This is a genomic window from Exiguobacterium sp. CH10, assembly GCF_018617635.1.
Taxonomy (GTDB): domain Bacteria; phylum Bacillota; class Bacilli; order Exiguobacteriales; family Exiguobacteriaceae; genus Exiguobacterium; species Exiguobacterium aestuarii_A.
In genome coordinates this window covers 428355-448238 of sequence record NZ_JACSKO010000001.1, presented here as the reverse complement: position 1 = coordinate 448238, position 19884 = coordinate 428355, and the positions used below count along the sequence as shown (strand labels likewise).

The 19884-nt window shown below is 47.3% G+C and carries 16 protein-coding genes; 14 read left to right on the top strand and 2 right to left on the bottom strand.

From position 1 onward, the window contains the following. Positions 1-29: 29 nt before the first annotated feature. Positions 30-332: a YtpI family protein gene (locus KNP04_RS02355; RefSeq protein ID WP_196431850.1), complete on the bottom strand. Its 303-nt coding sequence runs from the start codon at positions 330-332 to the stop codon at positions 30-32. 87 nt (positions 333-419) lie between these two features. Between KNP04_RS02355 and KNP04_RS02350 the strand changes: the two genes are divergently transcribed. Beyond that, positions 420-1388 (top strand): DHH family phosphoesterase, encoded by a 969-nt coding sequence (locus KNP04_RS02350; protein ID WP_214782187.1) that lies wholly within the window; start codon positions 420-422, stop codon positions 1386-1388. 16 nt (positions 1389-1404) lie between these two features. Here KNP04_RS02350 and KNP04_RS02345 read toward each other — a convergent pair whose 3' ends face one another. Next, positions 1405-1596: a YtzJ family protein gene (locus tag KNP04_RS02345; RefSeq protein ID WP_074033430.1), complete on the bottom strand. Its 192-nt coding sequence runs from the start codon at positions 1594-1596 to the stop codon at positions 1405-1407. Between the two features lie 102 nt (positions 1597-1698). On the opposite strand from KNP04_RS02345, the gene dnaE reads away from it, so the two are divergent. The 13 genes from dnaE to polA all read left to right on the top strand — a co-directional run bounded on the left by dnaE (position 1699) and on the right by polA (position 19872). Further along, positions 1699-4866, top strand: a complete 3168-nt coding sequence (gene dnaE / locus KNP04_RS02340; protein ID WP_214874550.1) for a DNA polymerase III subunit alpha — start codon at positions 1699-1701, stop codon at positions 4864-4866. Positions 4867-4943: 77 nt separating this feature from the next. Next, positions 4944-5498, top strand: a complete 555-nt coding sequence (locus tag KNP04_RS02335; protein WP_214874549.1) for a FadR/GntR family transcriptional regulator — start codon at positions 4944-4946, stop codon at positions 5496-5498. A gap of 14 nt (positions 5499-5512) precedes the next feature. Continuing rightward, the gene (gene accD / locus KNP04_RS02330; protein WP_214693241.1) at positions 5513-6367 is read left to right on the top strand and encodes an acetyl-CoA carboxylase, carboxyltransferase subunit beta; all 855 of its coding nucleotides are present in this window, start codon (positions 5513-5515) and stop codon (positions 6365-6367) included. After that, on the top strand, positions 6345-7295 hold the full coding sequence (locus KNP04_RS02325) for an acetyl-CoA carboxylase carboxyltransferase subunit alpha (protein ID WP_214693239.1): 951 nt from the start codon (positions 6345-6347) through the stop codon (positions 7293-7295). The genes accD and KNP04_RS02325 overlap by 23 nt, the downstream gene beginning before the upstream one ends. A gap of 160 nt (positions 7296-7455) precedes the next feature. After that, positions 7456-8424 (top strand): 6-phosphofructokinase, encoded by a 969-nt coding sequence (gene pfkA / locus KNP04_RS02320; RefSeq protein WP_214693237.1) that lies wholly within the window; start codon positions 7456-7458, stop codon positions 8422-8424. A gap of 93 nt (positions 8425-8517) precedes the next feature. After that, on the top strand, positions 8518-10260 hold the full coding sequence (gene pyk, locus KNP04_RS02315) for a pyruvate kinase (RefSeq protein WP_074033426.1): 1743 nt from the start codon (positions 8518-8520) through the stop codon (positions 10258-10260). A 67-nt stretch (positions 10261-10327) separates the two neighbouring features. Continuing rightward, a complete protein-coding gene (locus KNP04_RS02310) occupies positions 10328-10792 on the top strand; it encodes a DUF441 domain-containing protein (RefSeq protein WP_074033425.1) in 465 nt (154 codons plus the stop codon). A 185-nt stretch (positions 10793-10977) separates the two neighbouring features. Then, positions 10978-12090 (top strand): citrate synthase, encoded by a 1113-nt coding sequence (citZ, locus tag KNP04_RS02305; protein ID WP_214874548.1) that lies wholly within the window; start codon positions 10978-10980, stop codon positions 12088-12090. A 99-nt stretch (positions 12091-12189) separates the two neighbouring features. Beyond that, the gene (gene icd, locus KNP04_RS02300; protein ID WP_214694005.1) at positions 12190-13458 is read left to right on the top strand and encodes an NADP-dependent isocitrate dehydrogenase; all 1269 of its coding nucleotides are present in this window, start codon (positions 12190-12192) and stop codon (positions 13456-13458) included. 37 nt (positions 13459-13495) lie between these two features. Further along, on the top strand, positions 13496-14428 hold the full coding sequence (gene mdh, locus KNP04_RS02295) for a malate dehydrogenase (RefSeq protein WP_074033422.1): 933 nt from the start codon (positions 13496-13498) through the stop codon (positions 14426-14428). Positions 14429-14610: 182 nt separating this feature from the next. After that, a complete protein-coding gene (locus KNP04_RS02290; RefSeq protein WP_074033421.1) occupies positions 14611-15312 on the top strand; it encodes a response regulator transcription factor in 702 nt (233 codons plus the stop codon). Further along, positions 15309-17036 (top strand): two-component system histidine kinase PnpS, encoded by a 1728-nt coding sequence (gene pnpS, locus KNP04_RS02285; protein WP_214874547.1) that lies wholly within the window; start codon positions 15309-15311, stop codon positions 17034-17036. The genes KNP04_RS02290 and pnpS overlap by 4 nt, the downstream gene beginning before the upstream one ends. A 241-nt stretch (positions 17037-17277) precedes the next feature. Further along, on the top strand, positions 17278-19872 hold the full coding sequence (gene polA / locus KNP04_RS02280) for a DNA polymerase I (protein ID WP_214874546.1): 2595 nt from the start codon (positions 17278-17280) through the stop codon (positions 19870-19872). Positions 19873-19884: the final 12 nt, after the last annotated feature.

The following is a 19884-nucleotide window of genomic DNA, read 5'->3' as shown; positions in this document are numbered from 1 at the left end:
CGGCTACACGAGTAGCGGGTGCTCTCTTTTTATGAAGGCGTATTCGTCGGTTCTTCTGCGGCGAGCGGATAGATTTTCCGGTAACGGATAAATCCAACGACCGCATTGCCTAAGCCGACGACCAACATGACGATACTGACAATCCAACCGACCGATGAATTCAAACCGAATCCACCAACCATTTGGTTCGCGGCAAATAGCGCGAGGAATAAACTTAACCAGATTAAAGCTTGTGTATTGAACAAGGCTTTACGGTTTGGCGTCTTTGTCAAAAAAGCACGACGCTTGAAGACAAGGTACGCTCCGAGCGCGAACAAAATGAGTCCAATCATGACAAGTTGCAAGTGAAGGAACCCCTTTCTTTCTCGTAATCTGTTATCATCATACCATAATAGTGTGTAAGAAAGTGAGGAATCATCATGTGGGCATGGGCGAAAGCGGATTCAATCAAAACAGAAATCGAGGCGGCTGACACTATTTTTATTCATCGACATGTCAGACCAGACCCAGATGCATTGGGGAGCCAGCTCGGGCTCCAACGTATTTTAAAGTCGGTTCATCCGGATAAAAAGATTTATGTAGTCGGCGGTATGGTGCCCGACCTTGAATTTTTAGGAAAGATGGAACACGTTGAGGAAGAAATGTATAAGGATGCGCTCGTTTTGATTCTAGATACAGCGAATCAGGAACGAATCGATGGACCATATGCGTTAAAAGGAAAAACAATCATTAAAATCGACCATCACCCTGATGAAGACCCGTATGCGATGACACAAATCGTGGACACCACGGTCAGTTCGACGTCCGAGATGATTGTGGAGTTGGCGAACATTTGGGATTATCCGATCGATCAAGAAGCGGCCTTCTTATTATATGCCGGTATCGTAGGTGACACGGGGCGCTTCCAGTTCCGGAATGCCACGGCACGTACGTTTGAGATTGCTTCGAGATTGATTGACAAAGGCATCGATACGAACAAACTGTACCGACACATGTATAAGACCAACTTGGCGACGCTTCAGTTACAAGGCTACGTGTTACAGCACGTCAATGTCACAGAAGAAGGCGTCGGGTATGTGAAGATTGATAAAGATGTGCTCCGGACGTTCCATGCGTCCCCAGAAGCGGCATCGCAACTCGTCAATAGCTTCTCTGGCCTCGAAGGATTGAAATGTTGGGTCATGTTCGTCGAAAACAAAGAAGAGATTCGTGTCCGGATTCGGTCGAAAGGACCTGTCATCAATGAAGTGGCGAAGCGTTACCGTGGTGGTGGCCATCCGATGGCGTCAGGTGCCACGATTGATACGTGGGATGAAATGGATGACGTCATTGCTGCTTTGAATGAAGTGGCAGGAGAGTTCACGTTTGAAGAAAATGAAGAGAGCTGACCGCGGTCAGCTCTCTTCATTTGTCTCCGTTTTCTTGTGGGATAAACCACGTGCCGCGGTCGGTCACATCTTCGACGACATCGAGTTGATATTCTGCAATATACTTTCGAAGTCGGTCGATGATTTCAGGACTGTCCGCAAAGACGGTTTGACCGTTCTGTAATTTTTCTAACTTATCGCGCGCAATTTGTCCCCGATTGATAATCATACGCTTTTGCCCCCTTTTGTCGTGAGTTTTGTCTATAATTATTGTATCAGAGAAGTGGAGAATTGAGTTTGACAATATCATTAAATAGAGAGGAGGACGAAGATGATTCATCTTAATGTCAGAACTGCTTATAGCTTACTACAAAGCACGATTCGACTAGAACAATATGTGATGCAGATGACAGAGCGAGGGAGTCGCGCGGTTGCCATCGCAGACGATGCCTTTTATGGTGTGCCGTCGTTTCTATCCTACTGCAAACGCTATGGGGTGAAGCCGCTCATCGGACTGAGAACCGTCCTTCGACTAGACGGGCTCGATGTGTCGGTACTTGCTTATGCATCGAACGAAGCAGAACTACAAGAGCAATACCGAATCATCAAGAAAGGCGGGATCGATGAACGTACGACGATGCCCCTCATTGTCCTACCGGAAAACTGGAAAGCGAGCGACCCGGTCCATCGACGTCGTCTTTATCATCAACTGCTATCTTTTGTAGACGAGAACAGACTATGGCTCGGTCTCCCGGCACCGCAGACGACAGAACAGGTACAACTGTTAAAGCAACTTCGCATGATGAAAGAAGAACTCGCCGTCCAATTGATTCCGGTCCCTGAAACGAGATATATGCGACCTGAAGATGTGGAGGGTTTCCGGGCAATCTCTGCCATTCGAGAAGGCGAAGTGATGTCAGAGGAGGATGTACGTCAAAAAGGTCTGCATGTCCGGTTACCAAGCGAGATGAACGACTGGTTCACTTCAGAAGAATTGGGCGAGCTTGAGCGATTTGAAGCACTGATTCAACTCGAACATCTTCCACAAGCGGAAGGCGCGATTCCAGAGTTACCGGACGCTGATCAAAAGTTGAAGCGGCTCGTCGGTGAACGGTTAAAAGCGATGGAACTGATGAAAGAGCCGTATATCGGACGAGCGAAATTTGAGCTTGACGTCATTGCCAAGACCGGGTTTTCTTCGTATTTCCTGATTGTCGAAGATATCATCCGATTCGCCCGTGAGTCCGGGATCGAGGTCGGTCCAGGTCGGGGGTCGGCGGCCGGCTCGCTCATCAGTTTTGCACTGCACATTACAGAAGTCGACCCAGTTCGCTATGGCCTCCTATTTGAACGGTTCCTCAATCCGGAACGCGTCTCGATGCCGGATATTGACTTAGATTTTGAAGATGAGCGTCGGGAAGAAGTCGTTTCATACGTGCTATCGAAATATGGGGAGGCTCATGCGGCGCAAATTGGTACACTCGCAACCTTTGGGGCAAAGGCGGCCATACGTGACGTCGCGAGGGCGCTCGGCATGACGTTAGAAGAGGGGCAGGCTGCAAGTAAACAAGTGAAATCAGGTGGGTTGGACGAGTTGATGGCGAATCCAAAACAGATGAAATGGTTCGCAGGTAGCCAGAAGCGTCAACAGTTGATTCGGATTGCGAAACAGCTAGAAGGATTGCCACGTCAATCATCCATACACGCCGCTGGGGTTGTACTCAGTCGTCAACCGATTGAAGACGTGACACCGCTCCAACCCGAACTTGATGAGCATGTGACCCAATATAATATGAAGGATTTGGAAGAAATCGGGCTACTCAAAATTGATTTGCTCGGGCTCCGAAACTTGAGTCGCCTTCGTCAAATGGAGGAATTGGTCCGCGAGAGTGACGCGATGTTCTCCTTGAAGACGATTCCCTTACATGACGCCCGGACGTACCGATTATTAGCAAGAGGAGAGACGGACGGGATCTTCCAATTTGAGTCGTCTGGTATGAAACAGGCGCTGCGTCAAGTCAAACCGACGGAGTTTGAGGATATCGTTGTGACGATGTCGCTCTATCGACCAGGGCCGATGCAGTTTATTGAAACGTATGCAAAACGAAAACATGGTATGCCGTATCAACCGATTCACCCGGACGTCGAAGAAATCATGAAGTCGACGTATGGTGTGCTCGTCTATCAAGAACAGGTCATGCGACTTCTTCGAAAACTCGGTGGATATTCATATGCCGAGGCGGATTTGGTCAGACGAGCGATTGCCAAAAAAGATACCGGTACGATTGAACGAGAACGAGAGCGGTTTTTACGTCAATCTGAAGGAAAGAACCGAGATGTCTTGTCACAAATCTTCTCTTGGATTGAAAAGTTTGCAGGGTACGGGTTTAACCGTTCCCATGCGGTCGCCTACAGTTTGATCAGTTATCGATTGTCTTACGTCAAAGCGCATTATCCACGTGTTTTCCATGTCGTGACGTCGGAGAAGACAAGTCAACTCGTGAGACTATTGCGTAAAGACAAAATCCCTGTGTATCCGCCCGATGTATTGCACGGACATGCCGAAGCGACACTTGAAGGTCCTGGCGTCCGTCTTGGGCTTAGAGCGATTCAAGGACTGACGAAACGAGACGTCGAACGACTCATCGAGCTGAATGGACAGCTAAAAGATGTCCGAACTCTTCAGGAAGCGATGGAATGGAAGAGTAAAGATCAACTGAAGTTGAGACGTTTGCTAGGAGCTGGGGCGCTTGACCGCATGTATCACGGTGACCGAACGAGTGCGTTTGAAGCAGTCGAACGTTTACGTGAAGAGGCCGGTACGCACTTCTTACCAGATGAACTGTCATCACTCGGGCTTAAGCAGAAAAAAGCGAAAGAGCCAAACTGGTCTGAAGAAGAGCGGGAAGCACTCGGAACATGGGTTGTGCACTCTCCGCTTACGTCGATTCCGGACGTGGGAATTGAGCCCTCCACGATTGAAGACGTTATGCACGGGACGAACGGGTATCTAGTCGTGTATGTGGATGACGTGCGTACGTTCATAACGAAAAAGCAAGAACGAATGGGTGTCATGATGGTAGATGATGGGATGACGCAAGAAGAAGTCGTCGTCTTTCCTAGAACCTTCGCTCAATTCAGTCGCTCCCTCTACGTGGGTAACATTTTGTTGCTTGAAGTCCATTCGAACGAACGGGATGGACGTAAACAATTGATTGTCGAGCGGGTGCGCCCATTACATGGTCAAGCTTTGTTCGTAAGGCTTACGCTAGATCGATTCTCTGAACTAGAAGATTGGATTCAGCGTGCGCAAGGAGATGTTCCGGTCGTCTGTCGGTTCACGGATTCGAAAGAAGTGAAACAACTGGCATCCGCTTTTTCAATCAACCCGAACGAGGAGTACGTCGCAGAGGCGAAGAGACGATTTGGAGAAGAGAATGTTGTGTTAAAACGAATCGATCTAAAAATGGTTGGTCCAGAAACTAGTACCAAGTCCTAAAAAGTGATATAATCGCACTAATTGGTCTGACCACTTAAGATTGATAAGTGATCCAAATAAGGGAGTTGAACGGTCAGATGCATGAAAAACACGCATCCACATTTCACGAGAATATTTCAAAGATACGAAAATTAATTGTCCAATCGTCACTGGTCCCGGGGGATCGACTTCCATCCGAACGTGAACTTGCGGAGACGCTAGCTATTAGTCGTGCCTCCGTTCGAGAAGCGTTACGCGCATTGAGCTTTTTAGGGATCGTCGAGACAAGGCGCGGCGGGGGTACTTTCCTATGTGAACAGGACCGACATCGCTACATCGAGATTTTGTCGGAGTTCATCGTCACGAAACAGACGAAAGCGACCGATATCATCGAAATGCTTAGACTGTTAGAGCGAATGGCGTTTTCGGAAGTCGAGCCGACGAAGGAGCGACTGACTCAATTAGAGGCAGTGATCGAAGAGGATCGAACGTTTCGTCAGCAACTCATTTTTCAGTTGAAGAATGAGTTGTTCATCAGGATTTGGAGCGAAGTGAACCGATTTTTCGAGGGACTAGATGTTGGGGAGTTATATACGCTCGAAGAACGTAAGCGTTTTGTCGAGACGTGGCGTGGAATGGGGATGCCGGAATGAACGAGGGGGAAGCGATGACTGCTTTTTTCAAGAAACCGAAACGATATATGCCGTTGCGTCAACGAGAACCAAAAATTGACGCTCCACAGGGATTAATGACGAAGTGTCCATCTTGTAAATATATGCATTATACGAAACAGTTAAACGAAAACCATAAGGTATGTGACTGTGGCTACCATTTTCCGCTTCATGCACAGGAACGAATTGACATGCTCGTCGATGAGGGTTCATTCGAACGGTTTGCGGGGCCTTCCGTCAAAGCGAATCCACTTGATTTTCCTGACTATGAAGAAAAGTTGAATAAAGACCGTGAACGGACCGGGATTGAAGAAGCGGTCGTTTGCGGAAAAGCGACGATCGATGGACTACCTCTCGTCGTTTGCGTGATGGATGCCCGATTCCGAATGGGGTCGATGGGTGCTTACGTAGGAGAAGCGATTGCTTCCGCTGTTCGCCAAGCGACATCACTACGTCTTCCGGTCGTCTTATTCACAGCGTCAGGTGGCGCACGCATGCAAGAAGGGATGGTCAGCTTGATGCAGATGGCGAACACGTCCATCGCTTTAAAAGAACATGATGAAGCGGGCCTTCTCTACATCGCCTATTTGACACATCCGACGACAGGTGGGGTTTCAGCAAGTTTTGCGATGCTTGGCGACTTAAACGTCGCAGAGCCTGGAGCGCTTATTGGATTTGCGGGAAGACGAATCATCGAACAGACGATTCGGGAAAAACTTCCGGAAAACTTCCAGACGGCAGAGTTCTTACTCGAGTCTGGACAATTGGATGCGGTCATCCATCGTGAACAGATGCGTTCGTTCTTGAAGAAAATGATCGGATTACACGATGGGGGTGTTCGACATGTTTGACCCAATCAAAGAAGTGACCGAACAGTTAAACAAATTGCGTGAGACAGCCGAAACGAAAGGGATTGACCTATCACGTGAGATTCGTCACCTGGAGTTGAAGCTCGACCGATTAGAAAAAGATATTTATGGGAATATGAAACCGTGGGACCGCGTACAATTGGCGCGAAACCCGAAACGTCCGACAACACTCGATTACATCCATCATATGTTCCCTGATTTCATGGAACTCCATGGCGATCGACACGGGTATGATGATGCGGCAATTGTATCGGGACTTGCGACATTCGAAGGTGTTCCGGTGACCATCATCGGGCATCAGCGTGGTCGGAATACGAAAGAAAACATGAAGCGGAATTTTGGGATGCCTCATCCTGAAGGATACCGAAAAGCTTTGCGTTTCATGAAGCAAGCCGAGAAGTTCAACCGTCCGATTTTGACATTCATTGACACGAAAGGGGCTTATCCAGGGAAAGCCGCTGAAGAGAGAGGTCAAAGTGAAGCGATTGCTCGAAACTTGTTTGAAATGGCGACGTTGAAAGTACCGATCGTTTCCGTTGTAATCGGAGAAGGCGGTTCTGGTGGTGCGCTTGGAATTGGTGTTTGCGACCGATTGTTGATGCTTGAGAATAGTACGTACTCGGTCATCTCGCCAGAAGGTGCAGCGGCACTATTATGGAAAGATGCCAAACAAGCAGAACGTGCAGCAGAAACGATGAAAATTACAGCACAAGATTTGTTCAACCTAGGGATTGTGGATGAAGTTGTAGGGGAAGTGTATGGAGGCGCGCATGTCGATGTGTCATTACAGTCATCACTCTTGAAACCTGTATTATTACAGCACATGAACGAGTTGCTCGATCTGTCGACTTCTCAGCTTATTCAAGGACGTGCGACCAAATATCATCAAATTGGCACAATTAGTGAGTGAAAACGGTAACAATGGCTTTGAATATAGAGTTATTCATTCATCAAGTGACTGCTTTGTAACATACCCTATGCATTTTTTTCACATACTTGTGTTGTAAAACAAAGGTCAGACATGGTATTTTATTTTCAGATTTCGTTAAAACACATAAGAGGTGAGTGACGTGAATTTAAAACGTATTGCGGTATTAACGAGCGGAGGAGACGCTCCTGGAATGAACGCTGCTGTCCGTGCCGTGACCCGAAAAGCGATTTTCGAAGGTCTTGAAGTGTACGGTGTGTATAACGGCTACCAAGGATTAATCGAAGGTGATTTAGTCGAATTAAACCTTGGATCAGTCGGCGACATCATTCAACGTGGAGGTACGTTCCTTCGCTCTGCACGCTGTCCTGAATTCAGAACTGAAGAAGGACGTGCAAAAGCAGTAGAACAGTTGAAGAAGTTCAATATAGATGCCCTCGTGGTCATCGGTGGAGACGGCTCTTATCGCGGAGCTCAAAAATTGACGGAACTCGGATTCCCAACAATCGGCCTTCCTGGTACGATTGATAACGATATTCCGGGAACGGATGCGACAATCGGTTTCGATACAGCGCTCAACACAGCGCTTGACGCAATCGACAAAATTCGCGACACAGCTTCATCTCATGAACGTACGTATGTGATTGAAGTAATGGGTCGCGATGCTGGTGATATCGCACTTTATTCTGGTCTCGCTGGTGGCGCGGAGTCGATTCTTGTCCCAGAACGTCCAGAAGAGTTGAATGCAATCGTGGAACGGATCAATCACGGGATTGCCCGCGGTAAGAAGCACTCAATCGTCATCGTTGCTGAAGGTGCCGGAAGTGCTGAAGAAATCGGCAAATTGATTGCTGAGAAAACGAACTCAGAGACACGTGTTACGATTCTCGGACACATTCAGCGTGGTGGTTCCCCAACTGCTGCAGACCGTGTACTTGCAAGTCGTATGGGTGCATACGCTGTTGAGATTCTTCTTGAAGGGAAAGCGGGCCGCGTCGTCGGGATCCGCAATAACCAGATGATGGATCTTGATATCGATGAGGCGCTCGACCACAACAAGCACACAATCGATATGCAATTGATTGACCTCGTCAACCAATTGTCGATCTAAACGATTTTAGAAGTTGCAGAGACGGGATCAGGTCTATGGCCCCCCGTTTTCTGTATGTAAGTTGCACTATATCCCCTAGGAGGTTTTTATATTATGCGTAGAACGAAAATTGTATGTACGATTGGACCGGCTTCTGAGAAGCGTCTTCCTGAAATGATTGAAGCTGGAATGAACGTTGCCCGTCTCAACTTCTCACACGGTGACTATGAGGAGCACGGTGCACGTATCCGTGACATCCGTGAAGCGGCGAAAGCAGCTGGGAAAGTGGTCACAGTCCTTCTTGACACGAAAGGTCCAGAAATCCGTACACATACGTTTGAAGATGGAAAAGCTCTTCTTGAAAAAGGGAAAGAAGTCACAATCGTTTCAAGTGAAGAAATCGTCGGAACGAAAGATCGTTTCTCTGTAACGTATGAAGGTCTTTACGATGATGTAGAAGTCGGTTCACACATCATGCTCGACGACGGTCTCATCGGACTCCGTGTCGTTGAAAAACTTCCGAACCGCGACCTCCGTTGTGTAATCGAAAACGAAGGAATCATCAAGACGAAGAAAGGTGTTAACTTGCCAAACGTCAAGGTAAACCTTCCTGCCCTCACAGACAAAGATATCTCGGACATCGAGTTCGGTATCTCACAAGACATCGACGTCATCGCAGCATCGTTCGTACGTCGTGCGTCTGACGTGGTAGAAATTCGTCAATTGCTTGAAAAACACAACGCGTCACACATCAAGATCTACCCGAAAATCGAGAACCAAGAAGGTGTGGATAACATCGAAGAAATCTTGGCAATCTCTGACGGCTTGATGGTTGCTCGTGGTGACCTCGGTATCGAGATCCCGACAGAAGAAGTAACACCTGTTCAAAAAGAACTCATCAAGAAGTGTAACGACCTCGGTAAGCCGGTCATCACTGCAACGCAAATGCTCGACTCGATGCAACGTAACCCACGTCCGACACGTGCGGAAGCATCTGACGTAGCAAACGCGATCTTGGACGGAACAGATGCAGTCATGCTTTCTGGTGAAACAGCTGCAGGGGACTACCCAATCGAGTCAGTTCAAATGCAAGCTGCAATCGCAGAGCGCACTGAGCGCATGCTCGACTACAAAAACTTGTTGAAAGATCGTCAGAAGCGCAGTGAGCATACGGTAACGGATGCGATCTCACAAGCGGTTGCTCACACAGCAATCAACTTGAACGCGAAAGCGATCTTGACGCCAACACAATCAGGATACACGGCTGCTCGTACGGCGAAATACCGTCCAGAAGCGAACATCATCGCAGTCACTGAATCAGAGCGCGTTGCTCGTCAATTGAACCTCGTTTGGGGCGTATACCCGATCGTTGCTGAGACGATGCCAAACAACACGGATGAAATGTTGGTTCAAGCATCAGAAGCAGCACGTCACGCTGGATTCGTCACTGACGGTGACCTCGTTGTCATCTCAGCTGGTATTCCTGCAGCGACAGCTGGTACGACGAACATGATGAAAGTTCACATCGTCGGTCATGCTCTCGCAGACGGACGTGGAATCGGTGAGCGCGGTGTCGTTGGAGAAGTCGTTGTCGCGAAAAATGCGGAAGAAGCAAACGCGAAAGCAAAAGACGGCATGATTCTCGTCGCGCCATTCACAGATAAAGAAATGATGCCTGCCATCGAAAAAGCGGCTGGAATTATCACGGAAGACGGCGGATTGACGAGCCACGCTGGTATCGTTGGACCATCACTCCGTAAGCCAGTCATCGTAGGTGTGGATACTGCCACAACTTCACTTCGTGACGGTCAGATGATTTCAATCGACCCACTCACAGGTAAAATCTATAACGCATAATTGAACGACAATCGAACCGGCCTTCTACAAAGGTCGGTTCTTTTTCCGTTCGAAGAAAGGAATACGTATGAGTGCATATTTATTTTTAATTCTATTGGTGCTAATTGGTGTCATTGCACAAAACCAGTCAATTATTATCGCGAGCAGTGCGTTACTCATCATCAAAGCATTAGGGTTTGGTGATCAATTATTTCCGACACTTGCATCGAAAGGAATCAATTGGGGTGTGACGATTATTACCATTGCCGTACTCGTCCCGATTGCAACCGGAGATATCGGTTTTAAAGAATTGTGGAATAGTATTCGTGGTCCAGTTGGAATCGTTGCATTTGGTTCAGGAATATTTGTAGCCTTAGCAGCGGCGCAAGGCGTGCAATTGATGCGCGTCGACCCGGTCGTCACGACGGCCCTTCTCGCAGGCACGATTCTAGCGGTCGGATTCATGAAAGGCGTACCTGTTGGACCGTTGATTGGAGCTGGAATTGCGGCCTTGATTCTAGGTGGATATCAAGTCATTGAAAAATGGTTTTGATATTTTCTGACAACTGAAGCCGCTTACATTTCTTTTTTGCAATAAATTGTTTATACTATATAAAGGACAGGGTAAACGGAGACTGGGTGAATGCAGGGGAGAAGCCCGTCCCGTATCCTTATTCCCTATACACAGACTGTTTTTACGGTCGACTACTTTCAAACAAGACTGAGGGGGAGTTATGAATGTCAACGACAAAAGGGTTAGAAGGTATTGTGGCAGCAGCCTCAAAAGTCAGCTCAATTATTGACGGACAATTGACTTATGGAGGATACACCATTGATGATTTAGCGGACAACGCCACATTTGAAGAAGTTGTATTCTTATTGTGGAATGATCGCTTACCAAATGCAGAGGAATTGACAGCGCTCTCAGAGGCACTCGTGAAAGAAGCGACGTTGCCAGAAGAAGTGATTGATACGTTAGCCCGTGCACCGAAATCAGCCAATGCAATGGCGACGATTCGTACGGCGCTCTCACAACTTGCTCTATATGATGAAGAATCTGAAGACATGAGTGACGAGGCAAACATGCGTAAAGCGATTCGTCTTCAAGCTCAAGTCGCTACAATCGTGACGGCATTCGCACGTCTACGTAAAGGCGAGCAACCTGTCGCTCCGAAGGAAGGTCTCTCATATGCAGCGAACTTCTTATATATGTTGAATGGAGAAGAACCAAGCGAAGTCGCAGAGAAGACAATTGACAAAGCACTTATCCTTCATGCAGACCATGAATTGAACGCTTCAACGTTCACGGCCCGTGTCTGTGTGGCGACGCTTTCTGATATGTATTCTGGTGTGACGGCGGCAATGGGAGCACTCAAAGGACCGCTTCATGGTGGTGCAAACGAAGCGGTTATGAAAATGCTTCATGAGATTGACTCGGTCGACCGTGTTGAAGAATATGTACGTGGTAAATTCGAACGCAAAGAAAAAATTATGGGCTTCGGTCACCGTGTCTACAAAGACGGCGACCCGCGTGCGAAACACTTGAAAGAAATGAGCCGCCAGTTGACTGCTCAAATCGGCGAGCCGAAATGGTATGAGATGTCTGAGAAGATCGATCATCTCGTTGAATCCGAAAAAGGATTGAAACCAAACGTCGACTTCTACTCGGCATCAACATACTATGCGCTCGGTCTTGAAGAAGACTTATTCACACCAATCTTCGCCGTATCACGGATGTCAGGTTGGATTGCGCACATTCTCGAGCAATATGCGGATAACCGTTTGATTCGTCCACGTGCGGAATATGTCGGTGAAACAAGCCGTAAATATGTTCCTGTGAACGAACGTTAATTCGAGACACATTTTAGACAAAAGTTTGGTAAACTAACAAGTGACGTAGGTCGGCGTACGCGTCGACCTACAGTAATGTACTTAGGGGGATTCATTATGTTGACACAAGGACAAAAAATTACAGTTGAAAACGGTGTATTGAACGTACCAAACGTTCCGACAGTACCATTCATTATCGGTGACGGAACAGGTCCTGATATTTGGAACGCGGCTGTTCGTGTATTCGATGCTGCAGTTGAAAAAGCATACGGCGGCGACAAGAAAATCGAATGGATGGAAGTATACGCTGGGGAGAAAGCTTATAACGAAAAAGGTGAGTGGCTCCCGACAGAAACACTCGATCAAATTCGCGAGTACTTGATTGCGATCAAAGGACCACTTACGACACCGGTCGGTGGTGGAATTCGTTCATTGAACGTTGCGCTTCGTCAAGAGCTCGACTTATACACATGCCTTCGTCCAGTTCGTTACTTCACAGGTGTTCCTTCACCAGTAAAACGTCCTGAAGATACAGACATGGTCATCTTCCGTGAAAATACAGAAGATATCTACGCAGGAATCGAGTACGCGTCAGGAAGCGACGAAGTGAAAAAACTTATCAAATTCTTGCAAGATGAAATGAACGTGAACAAGATCCGTTTCCCAGAGACTTCAGGAATCGGCATCAAGCCTGTTTCTTCTGAAGGGACAGAGCGTCTCGTCCGTGCTGCAATTGAGTACGCAATTGATAACAACCGTAAATCGGTCACGCTCGTACACAAAGGGAATATCATGAAATATACAGAAGGTGCATTCAAAAACTGGGGTTATGCACTCGCTGAAGCTGAATACGGTGACAAAGTGTTCACATGGGCACAATATGACCGCATCAAAGAAGAGTCTGGCGAAGCAGCTGCGAACGAAGCTCAGTCGAAAGCTGAAGCTGAAGGAAAAATCATCGTTAAAGATTCGATCGCTGATATCTTCCTCCAGCAAATCTTGACACGCCCACGTGAGTTCGATGTCGTCGCGACGATGAACTTGAACGGAGACTACATCTCAGACGCACTTGCGGCGCAAGTAGGTGGAATTGGGATTGCACCTGGTGCGAACATCAACTACATCACAGGACATGCAATCTTCGAAGCGACACACGGCACAGCTCCGAAATACGCAGGTCTTGATAAAGTAAACCCATCTTCAGTCATCCTTTCAGGTGAGATGATGCTCCGCCACATGAACTGGAACGAAGCGGCTGACCTCATCATCAACTCAATGGAGAAAACAATCGCTTCGAAAGTTGTAACATATGACTTCGCACGTCTCATGGACGGCGCGACAGAAGTGAAGTGTTCTGAATTTGCGGATGAATTGATCAAAAACATGTAATTCAAACGAATAAGTCGCCAATTGAGGGGGAGAGCTCATGATTCGTCGTAACAAAATTTCTGTAATTGGAAGTGGCTTCACCGGTGCAACCACTGCACTATACCTGGCTCAACGAGAGCTAGGGGATGTCGTCCTACTCGATATGGAAGAAAAAGTTGGACCGACGAAAGGGAAAGCGCTCGACATGCAAGAAACGGCTCCGATTCAAGGGTTTGACGCTTGGGTCACAGGAACATCGGATTACGCCGATACGGCTGATTCGGACATTGTGGTCATCACGGCGGGAATCGCGCGTAAGCCAGGGATGAGTCGAGACGATCTCGTTGCAACGAATGCAAACGTGATGCGTTCTGTCGTCAAAGAGATTGCTCGCTATTCTCCGGAAGCGATTTTGATTGTCTTGACTAATCCGGTGGATGCAATGACCTATGCGGCGTTCAAAGAATCGGGTTTCCCGAAAGAACGCGTCATCGGACAATCTGGTGTGCTGGATACGGCTCGTTTCCGGACGTTTGTCGCTCAAGAATTAAACGTTTCCGTCAAAGATGTATCCGGGTTTGTTCTCGGAGGACATGGTGACGATATGGTGCCTCTCGTGCGTTACTCGTACGCCGGGGGAATCCCGCTTGAAAAACTCATACCACATGAGCGGATTGAGCAAATCGTCGAACGGACACGTAAAGGTGGCGGTGAGATTGTCCAACTGCTAGGTGACGGTTCGGCCTATTATGCGCCAGCTGCCGCAATCGTAGAGATGGTCGAGGCGATTTTAAAAGATCAGCGTCGCATCTTACCTGCTATTGCTTATCTAGAAGGCGAGTACGGATTTAGCGATTTGTATCTTGGCGTCCCGACTATTCTTGGGAAACATGGCATCGAGCAAGTACTTGAGCTCGACTTGACGGATGAGGAGAAAGCAGCACTTTCACGTTCTGCCGACTCGGTCCGCTCCGTATTAGGCGTCTTATAAGAAGAAAGTGCTTCCTACAATTTTGTGGGAAGCACTTTTTTGCGGTTTCCATCATGTGGGGCATGCTACACTGAAAGTGGATTTGTTTTGTTTTTGTAAAGATTTGCTTTGAGGTTGGTCGTTGCAAGCTTTGATTTGTAAAATAGAGAGTGACATTTGATGGATTAAGAGGAGGAAGTAGTGTGGCTGATAAAGTAATTGTTGTCGACGATGAAGTATCGATTGCGACGTTATTAAAATTTAATTTAGAACAGGCTGGTTTCGAGGTGGAGACCGCCCATGATGGAAAGACAGGATTGGAACTGGCTGAAAAGAAAGATGCCGTCTTAATCGTGCTTGATTTAATGCTTCCGGAAATGGACGGACTTGAAGTATGTAAGCGACTCCGTCAACAAAAAGTCAATACGCCGATTTTGATGCTCACGGCGAAAGACGATGAGTTTGATAAAGTTCTCGGTCTCGAGCTCGGTGCAGATGACTATTTGACGAAACCGTTCAGTCCCCGGGAAGTCGTGGCTCGTGTCAAAGCGATTTTAAGACGCTCGGCGCCGCAAGAAACAGCAGTCGAAGAGGATGTCATTCAAATCGGTGACGTAAAAATTGTCGCTTCGAACTACGAAGTGTTCAAACAAGGCGAACGTCTTGAGTTGACTCCGAAAGAATTTGAACTGTTAGCTTATTTAGCCAAAAATAAAGGACGTGTGCTGACGCGAGACCAATTGTTATCGGCTATTTGGAATTACGATTTCGTCGGTGACACGCGAATCGTCGATGTCCATATCAGTCATCTCCGTGAAAAAATCGAACCGGTCACGAAGAAACCGACATATATTAAAACGATTCGTGGCCTCGGTTATAAAATGGAGGAGCCGACTTCGGAATGAAGACGTATCGCTCTAGATTCATGACGACGCTTATTCTTCTTGTCACGGGCGTGCTTTTGACGCTTGGCATCGTGCTCGGCCAACTGTTCAAAGATTTTTATTTGGATTCTGAACGTGACCGCTTGAAAGAGGATGCTCAGCTCGCCGCTTTGTACCTTGAAGGAGGAGAGCTAGACGAAATTCGAGAATATGTCGGTCAAATCGATGACGGGAGTAGCTTTGATATTTTGCTACTCAATAGCAGAATGGAAGTCATCGCCGGGACACCGTTTCGTGTCGGGTCAATCGATTATAAGATTGAACCGAATATGGTGCCTGAAGACGGAACGTTTGGCGAAGCGGACGAAGATGAACTGATTCAGTTCACAAAACCGATTGAACTTGCGACGGGGGAGACAGTCTATTTAACGTTCATCCGTTACGTGTCAGACCTTGAAGGCGTGTATGATCGAATTTGGTTAACGATTGCGCTCGCGCTGTTCTTTTCATTTTTCATCATCTTATTCGTCCTTCAGCATCTGACGAACCAATTTATACGACCAATCGATGAAGCGACCATCGTCTTACGGGAACTCGCCGATGGCAATTATCGGGCTCGCGTTTATGAACTGCGAAATGACGAGGAGACCGGAAGTTTAGCGGGATCAATCAACGTCCTCGCCCGAAATTTGGAGTCAATTTCACTCGGAGAATCGGTTCAGCGTGCGAGACTCGAATCACTCATCGAATATATGGGGGCAGGGCTCCTTCTCGTGGACGAGCGAGGGATCGTCACATTAGTCAACCGTTCGTATCGCGAGATGTTCCAGTACGATGATTTATCGATTGGACAATTTTATCACGGGATGTTACCGAGTCCTGATGTCGAGACTCTGATCGAAGACGTCTATTTGACGGAAGAAGTCCATCGTCGTCAGCTGTCGATTCGAACCGGCTTCAATCATAAAACGTATATGGTTTCTGCTGCACCGATATTTAGTGATACGGGAATGCTTCGTGGGACGACATTATTATTCAACGACATCACTGAGCTGAAGCGACTCGAGAAGATGCGGAAAGACTTTGTCGCGAACGTCAGTCATGAACTTAAGACCCCGCTCACATCCATTCGTGGATTTAGTGAGACATTACTCGACGGGGCTAAAGAAGTGCCTGAACTCCGCGACCAGTTCTTGGACATCATTCAAAAAGAGGCGACGCGGATGCAGATGCTCGTTGAAGATTTACTTGAGCTGTCGAGATTAGAGCGTGATGATTTCCAGATGGAGTTGGTATCCGTCGACTTGAACCAGCTCGTCGATGAGGTATGTCTCTTGCTCAGTCAGAAAGCGAACAAGAAGTCGATTCATTTAGAGGCGAAGCATCATGGGACGGCGGTCTTACAGGCTGACTTGAATCGGATGAAACAAGTCATCATGAACCTCGTCGCGAACGCCATTAATTATTCTCCGGAAGGAAGTCGTGTCGAAATTTCTGTCGAGGCGAATGAGGATGCGTATAAATTACGCGTCAAGGACAATGGAATCGGGATTGCTGAAAAAGAAGTCAGTCGAATCTTTGAGCGTTTCTATCGTGTCGACAAAGCAAGAAGTCGAAATTCAGGTGGCACGGGTCTAGGTCTTGCTATCGTGAAACACATCATCGATTTACATCATGCGACAATCGATGTCGATAGCGTCGAGGGCAAAGGGACGACGTTCACCATCACGTTCCCGCGGGTTTGAATCCCACTTGACCGCTGATTCTTAGTCACTTTACAAAACCTTGCTATTCCATTCATATTTACTTTACAAAACCTTGCTATTCTTATGAATGAGACCTCTTCATCATCTCGTGACTCGATCGGTGCTCATCTCCACACGGTCGAGAATTTGGCCCTTTTCTATTCGTAGAAAAGGGTCTTTTTTTTCGAACGCATGTACCCGTATGGTATGATGAATGAAGAGAAGAATGGAGGTCGATTGAATGAATAAACTACTAGTCCTAGATGGGAACTCCTTAACATATCGTGCGTTTTTTGCACTGCCTCCGATGTCGGACGCGTCAGGTCGAAATACGAACGCGGTGTACGGCTTTACGATGATGTTGTTAAAATTGATGGAAGATGAACAACCGACGCACTTCGCCGTCGCGTTCGATGCGTCAAAGAAGACGTTCCGTCACGATACGTTTGCTGACTATAAAGGGGGGCGTCAAAAGACTCCTGGGGAATTACGCGAACAGTTCCCGCTCGTGCGAGATGTCTGTCGTGCGTTTGGTATCTCTGTCTTAGAACTTGATCAATATGAGGCGGATGATATCATCGGTACGCTCTCCAAGGATACATCATACGATCAAGTGACGATTGTGACAGGAGATAAAGATTTACTGCAACTGATTGATAATCGCGTGACCGTCTACTTGACGAAACGAGGCATCACAGATGTCGAAAAAATGGACGAAATGGCATTCCAGGAACGTTATGAGGGACTACAACCGATTCAGATGATCGACTTAAAAGGGTTGATGGGGGATAAGTCGGATAACATTCCAGGTATCCCAGGTGTCGGTGAAAAGACGGCGCTCAAGTTGATTTCAACGTATGGAACCGTCGAATCCCTGTACGAACATACGGATGAACTAAAGGGGAAACAGAAAGAAAAAGTGGAAGCGAACGAGCGAGAGGCGAAGATGTCAAAACAGTTGGCGACGATTTATACGGACGTGCCAATTGATGTGACAGTCGACGATCTCGTCTTTAAACCTTATGACGCTTCTGTCGTAAAACCTTTGTTCATGGAACTTCAATTCAAGTCGTTGATCGGAAAATTAGCGGATAGCTCCACAGAAGAAACGGTCGAAAAAGAAGTACGGCCGACCATCGACCTTTCTGAACAAGATTTGTCTCGAGCTGTCCTGTTTCTTGAGCAACTACACGATGACTACTTCGAAGAAGGCATCGTTGGGGTTGCAATCGCATCAGATCGTGGCGTGACCGTCGGTGACGTGACACTGTTACAAGATGCACGAGTCCAGGAATGGATTGAAGACGAATCGAAGACGACGATTTGTCTCGATGCTAAACAAACAATCATTCAGTTGAAACGTCATCAGTTATCCCTTCGCGGTTACGAAGATTTACTCGTTTCCGGATATTTGTTGAATTTATCTGGTGGAACGTCACTCAGCTCGATTGCTTCTCATTTCGCATACCCTCTTGAAGAAGATGAAGCAGTTTATGGGAAAGGCGCAAAAATAAAAGTCCCAGATGAGGAAGTATTCCATTCCCATCTCGCGGAGAAAGCACATGCGATTTTGACGTTGTTCGAACGTGTCGCTTCAGAGTTGAAAGACAACGAACAGACGGAATTATATGAGGCGCTTGAAAAACCGCTCGTCTCGGTGTTAGCCGAGATGGAATGGGCAGGCATTCATGTAAATGTTGAAACACTTCAACACATGGAGACAGATCTTCGAGAGCGCCTCTCTGCGCTTGAAGTAACGATTCATGAATTGGCCGGTGAACCGTTCAACATCAACTCGCCGAAACAGCTAGGGGTCGTCCTGTTTGAGAAACTAGCGCTTCCCCCTGTGAAAAAGACAAAGACGGGTTATTCGACTGCGGCGGATGTTCTTGAGAAGTTGGCGCCGCTTCATCCGATCATCGAGAAAATCATGCACTATCGAGAACTCGGGAAACTACAATCGACCTATGTAGAAGGATTGCAGAAAGTTGTGAAGGAAGATGGCAAGATTCACACCCGGTACACGCAAACATTGACGCAAACGGGACGACTTTCGTCGGTCAACCCGAACTTACAAAACATTCCGATCCGGTTAGAGGAAGGACGTCGAATCCGTAAGGCGTTCACCGCAAGCGAGCCGGGCTGGGTACTCTATGCGGTCGACTACTCACAGATCGAACTTCGGATCATGGCGCATATGTCACAAGATGAGAAAATGATGGCGGCCTTTTTGCATGATGAGGATATCCACACGTCGACGGCCGCAAACGTGTTCAAAGTCGCAAATGAGGAAGTCACTTCACTCATGCGTCGTCAGGCGAAAGCCGTCAACTTCGGAATCATATATGGAATCAGTGATTATGGGCTCTCGCAAAACCTAGGTATCACACGAAAAGAAGCACAAACGTTTATCGATACGTACTTTGAACAATTCCCGGGAGTGAAGACGTTCATGGATGCTGCGATTGAACGGGCTCGTGAGCATGGGTTCGTCGAGACGATGTTAAAACGACGTCGTAATATCCCAGACATTCATTCTCGTAATTTTAATTTGCGTGGATTCGCTGAACGTACGGCAATCAATACGCCGATTCAAGGAACGGCAGCAGACATCATCAAAAAAGCGATGATTGACGTCGATCACGCTCTTCAATCATCGCAACTTCAATCTAAGTTGTTGTTACAAGTACACGATGAATTGATTTTTGAAGGTCCGGCTGAAGAAATGGAAGCGCTAGAAAAATTGGTGACGGAAGCGATGGAACATACAGTGACACTCGATGTACCGTTACGTGCGGATGGAGCCGTTGGAACGACGTGGTTCGATACGAAATAAGAAGATAGAAAG

What these genes read in the sequence shown, in the direction of transcription:
- KNP04_RS02350 (WP_214782187.1), top strand. Translation starts at nt 420, where the DNA reads ATGTGGGCATGGGCGAAAGCGGATTCAATCAAAACAGAAATCGAGGCG.
- KNP04_RS02325 (WP_214693239.1), top strand. Translation starts at nt 6,345, where the DNA reads ATGGGGGTGTTCGACATGTTTGACCCAATCAAAGAAGTGACCGAACAG.
- dnaE (WP_214874550.1), top strand. Translation starts at nt 1,699, where the DNA reads ATGATTCATCTTAATGTCAGAACTGCTTATAGCTTACTACAAAGCACG.
- accD (WP_214693241.1), top strand. Translation starts at nt 5,513, where the DNA reads ATGACTGCTTTTTTCAAGAAACCGAAACGATATATGCCGTTGCGTCAA.
- pyk (WP_074033426.1), top strand. Translation starts at nt 8,518, where the DNA reads ATGCGTAGAACGAAAATTGTATGTACGATTGGACCGGCTTCTGAGAAG.
- KNP04_RS02335 (WP_214874549.1), top strand. Translation starts at nt 4,944, where the DNA reads ATGCATGAAAAACACGCATCCACATTTCACGAGAATATTTCAAAGATA.
- pnpS (WP_214874547.1), top strand. Translation starts at nt 15,309, where the DNA reads ATGAAGACGTATCGCTCTAGATTCATGACGACGCTTATTCTTCTTGTC.
- KNP04_RS02355 (WP_196431850.1), bottom strand. Translation starts at nt 332, where the DNA reads ATGATTGGACTCATTTTGTTCGCGCTCGGAGCGTACCTTGTCTTCAAG.
- KNP04_RS02310 (WP_074033425.1), top strand. Translation starts at nt 10,328, where the DNA reads ATGAGTGCATATTTATTTTTAATTCTATTGGTGCTAATTGGTGTCATT.
- mdh (WP_074033422.1), top strand. Translation starts at nt 13,496, where the DNA reads ATGATTCGTCGTAACAAAATTTCTGTAATTGGAAGTGGCTTCACCGGT.
- KNP04_RS02345 (WP_074033430.1), bottom strand. Translation starts at nt 1,596, where the DNA reads ATGATTATCAATCGGGGACAAATTGCGCGCGATAAGTTAGAAAAATTA.
- citZ (WP_214874548.1), top strand. Translation starts at nt 10,978, where the DNA reads ATGTCAACGACAAAAGGGTTAGAAGGTATTGTGGCAGCAGCCTCAAAA.
- polA (WP_214874546.1), top strand. Translation starts at nt 17,278, where the DNA reads ATGAATAAACTACTAGTCCTAGATGGGAACTCCTTAACATATCGTGCG.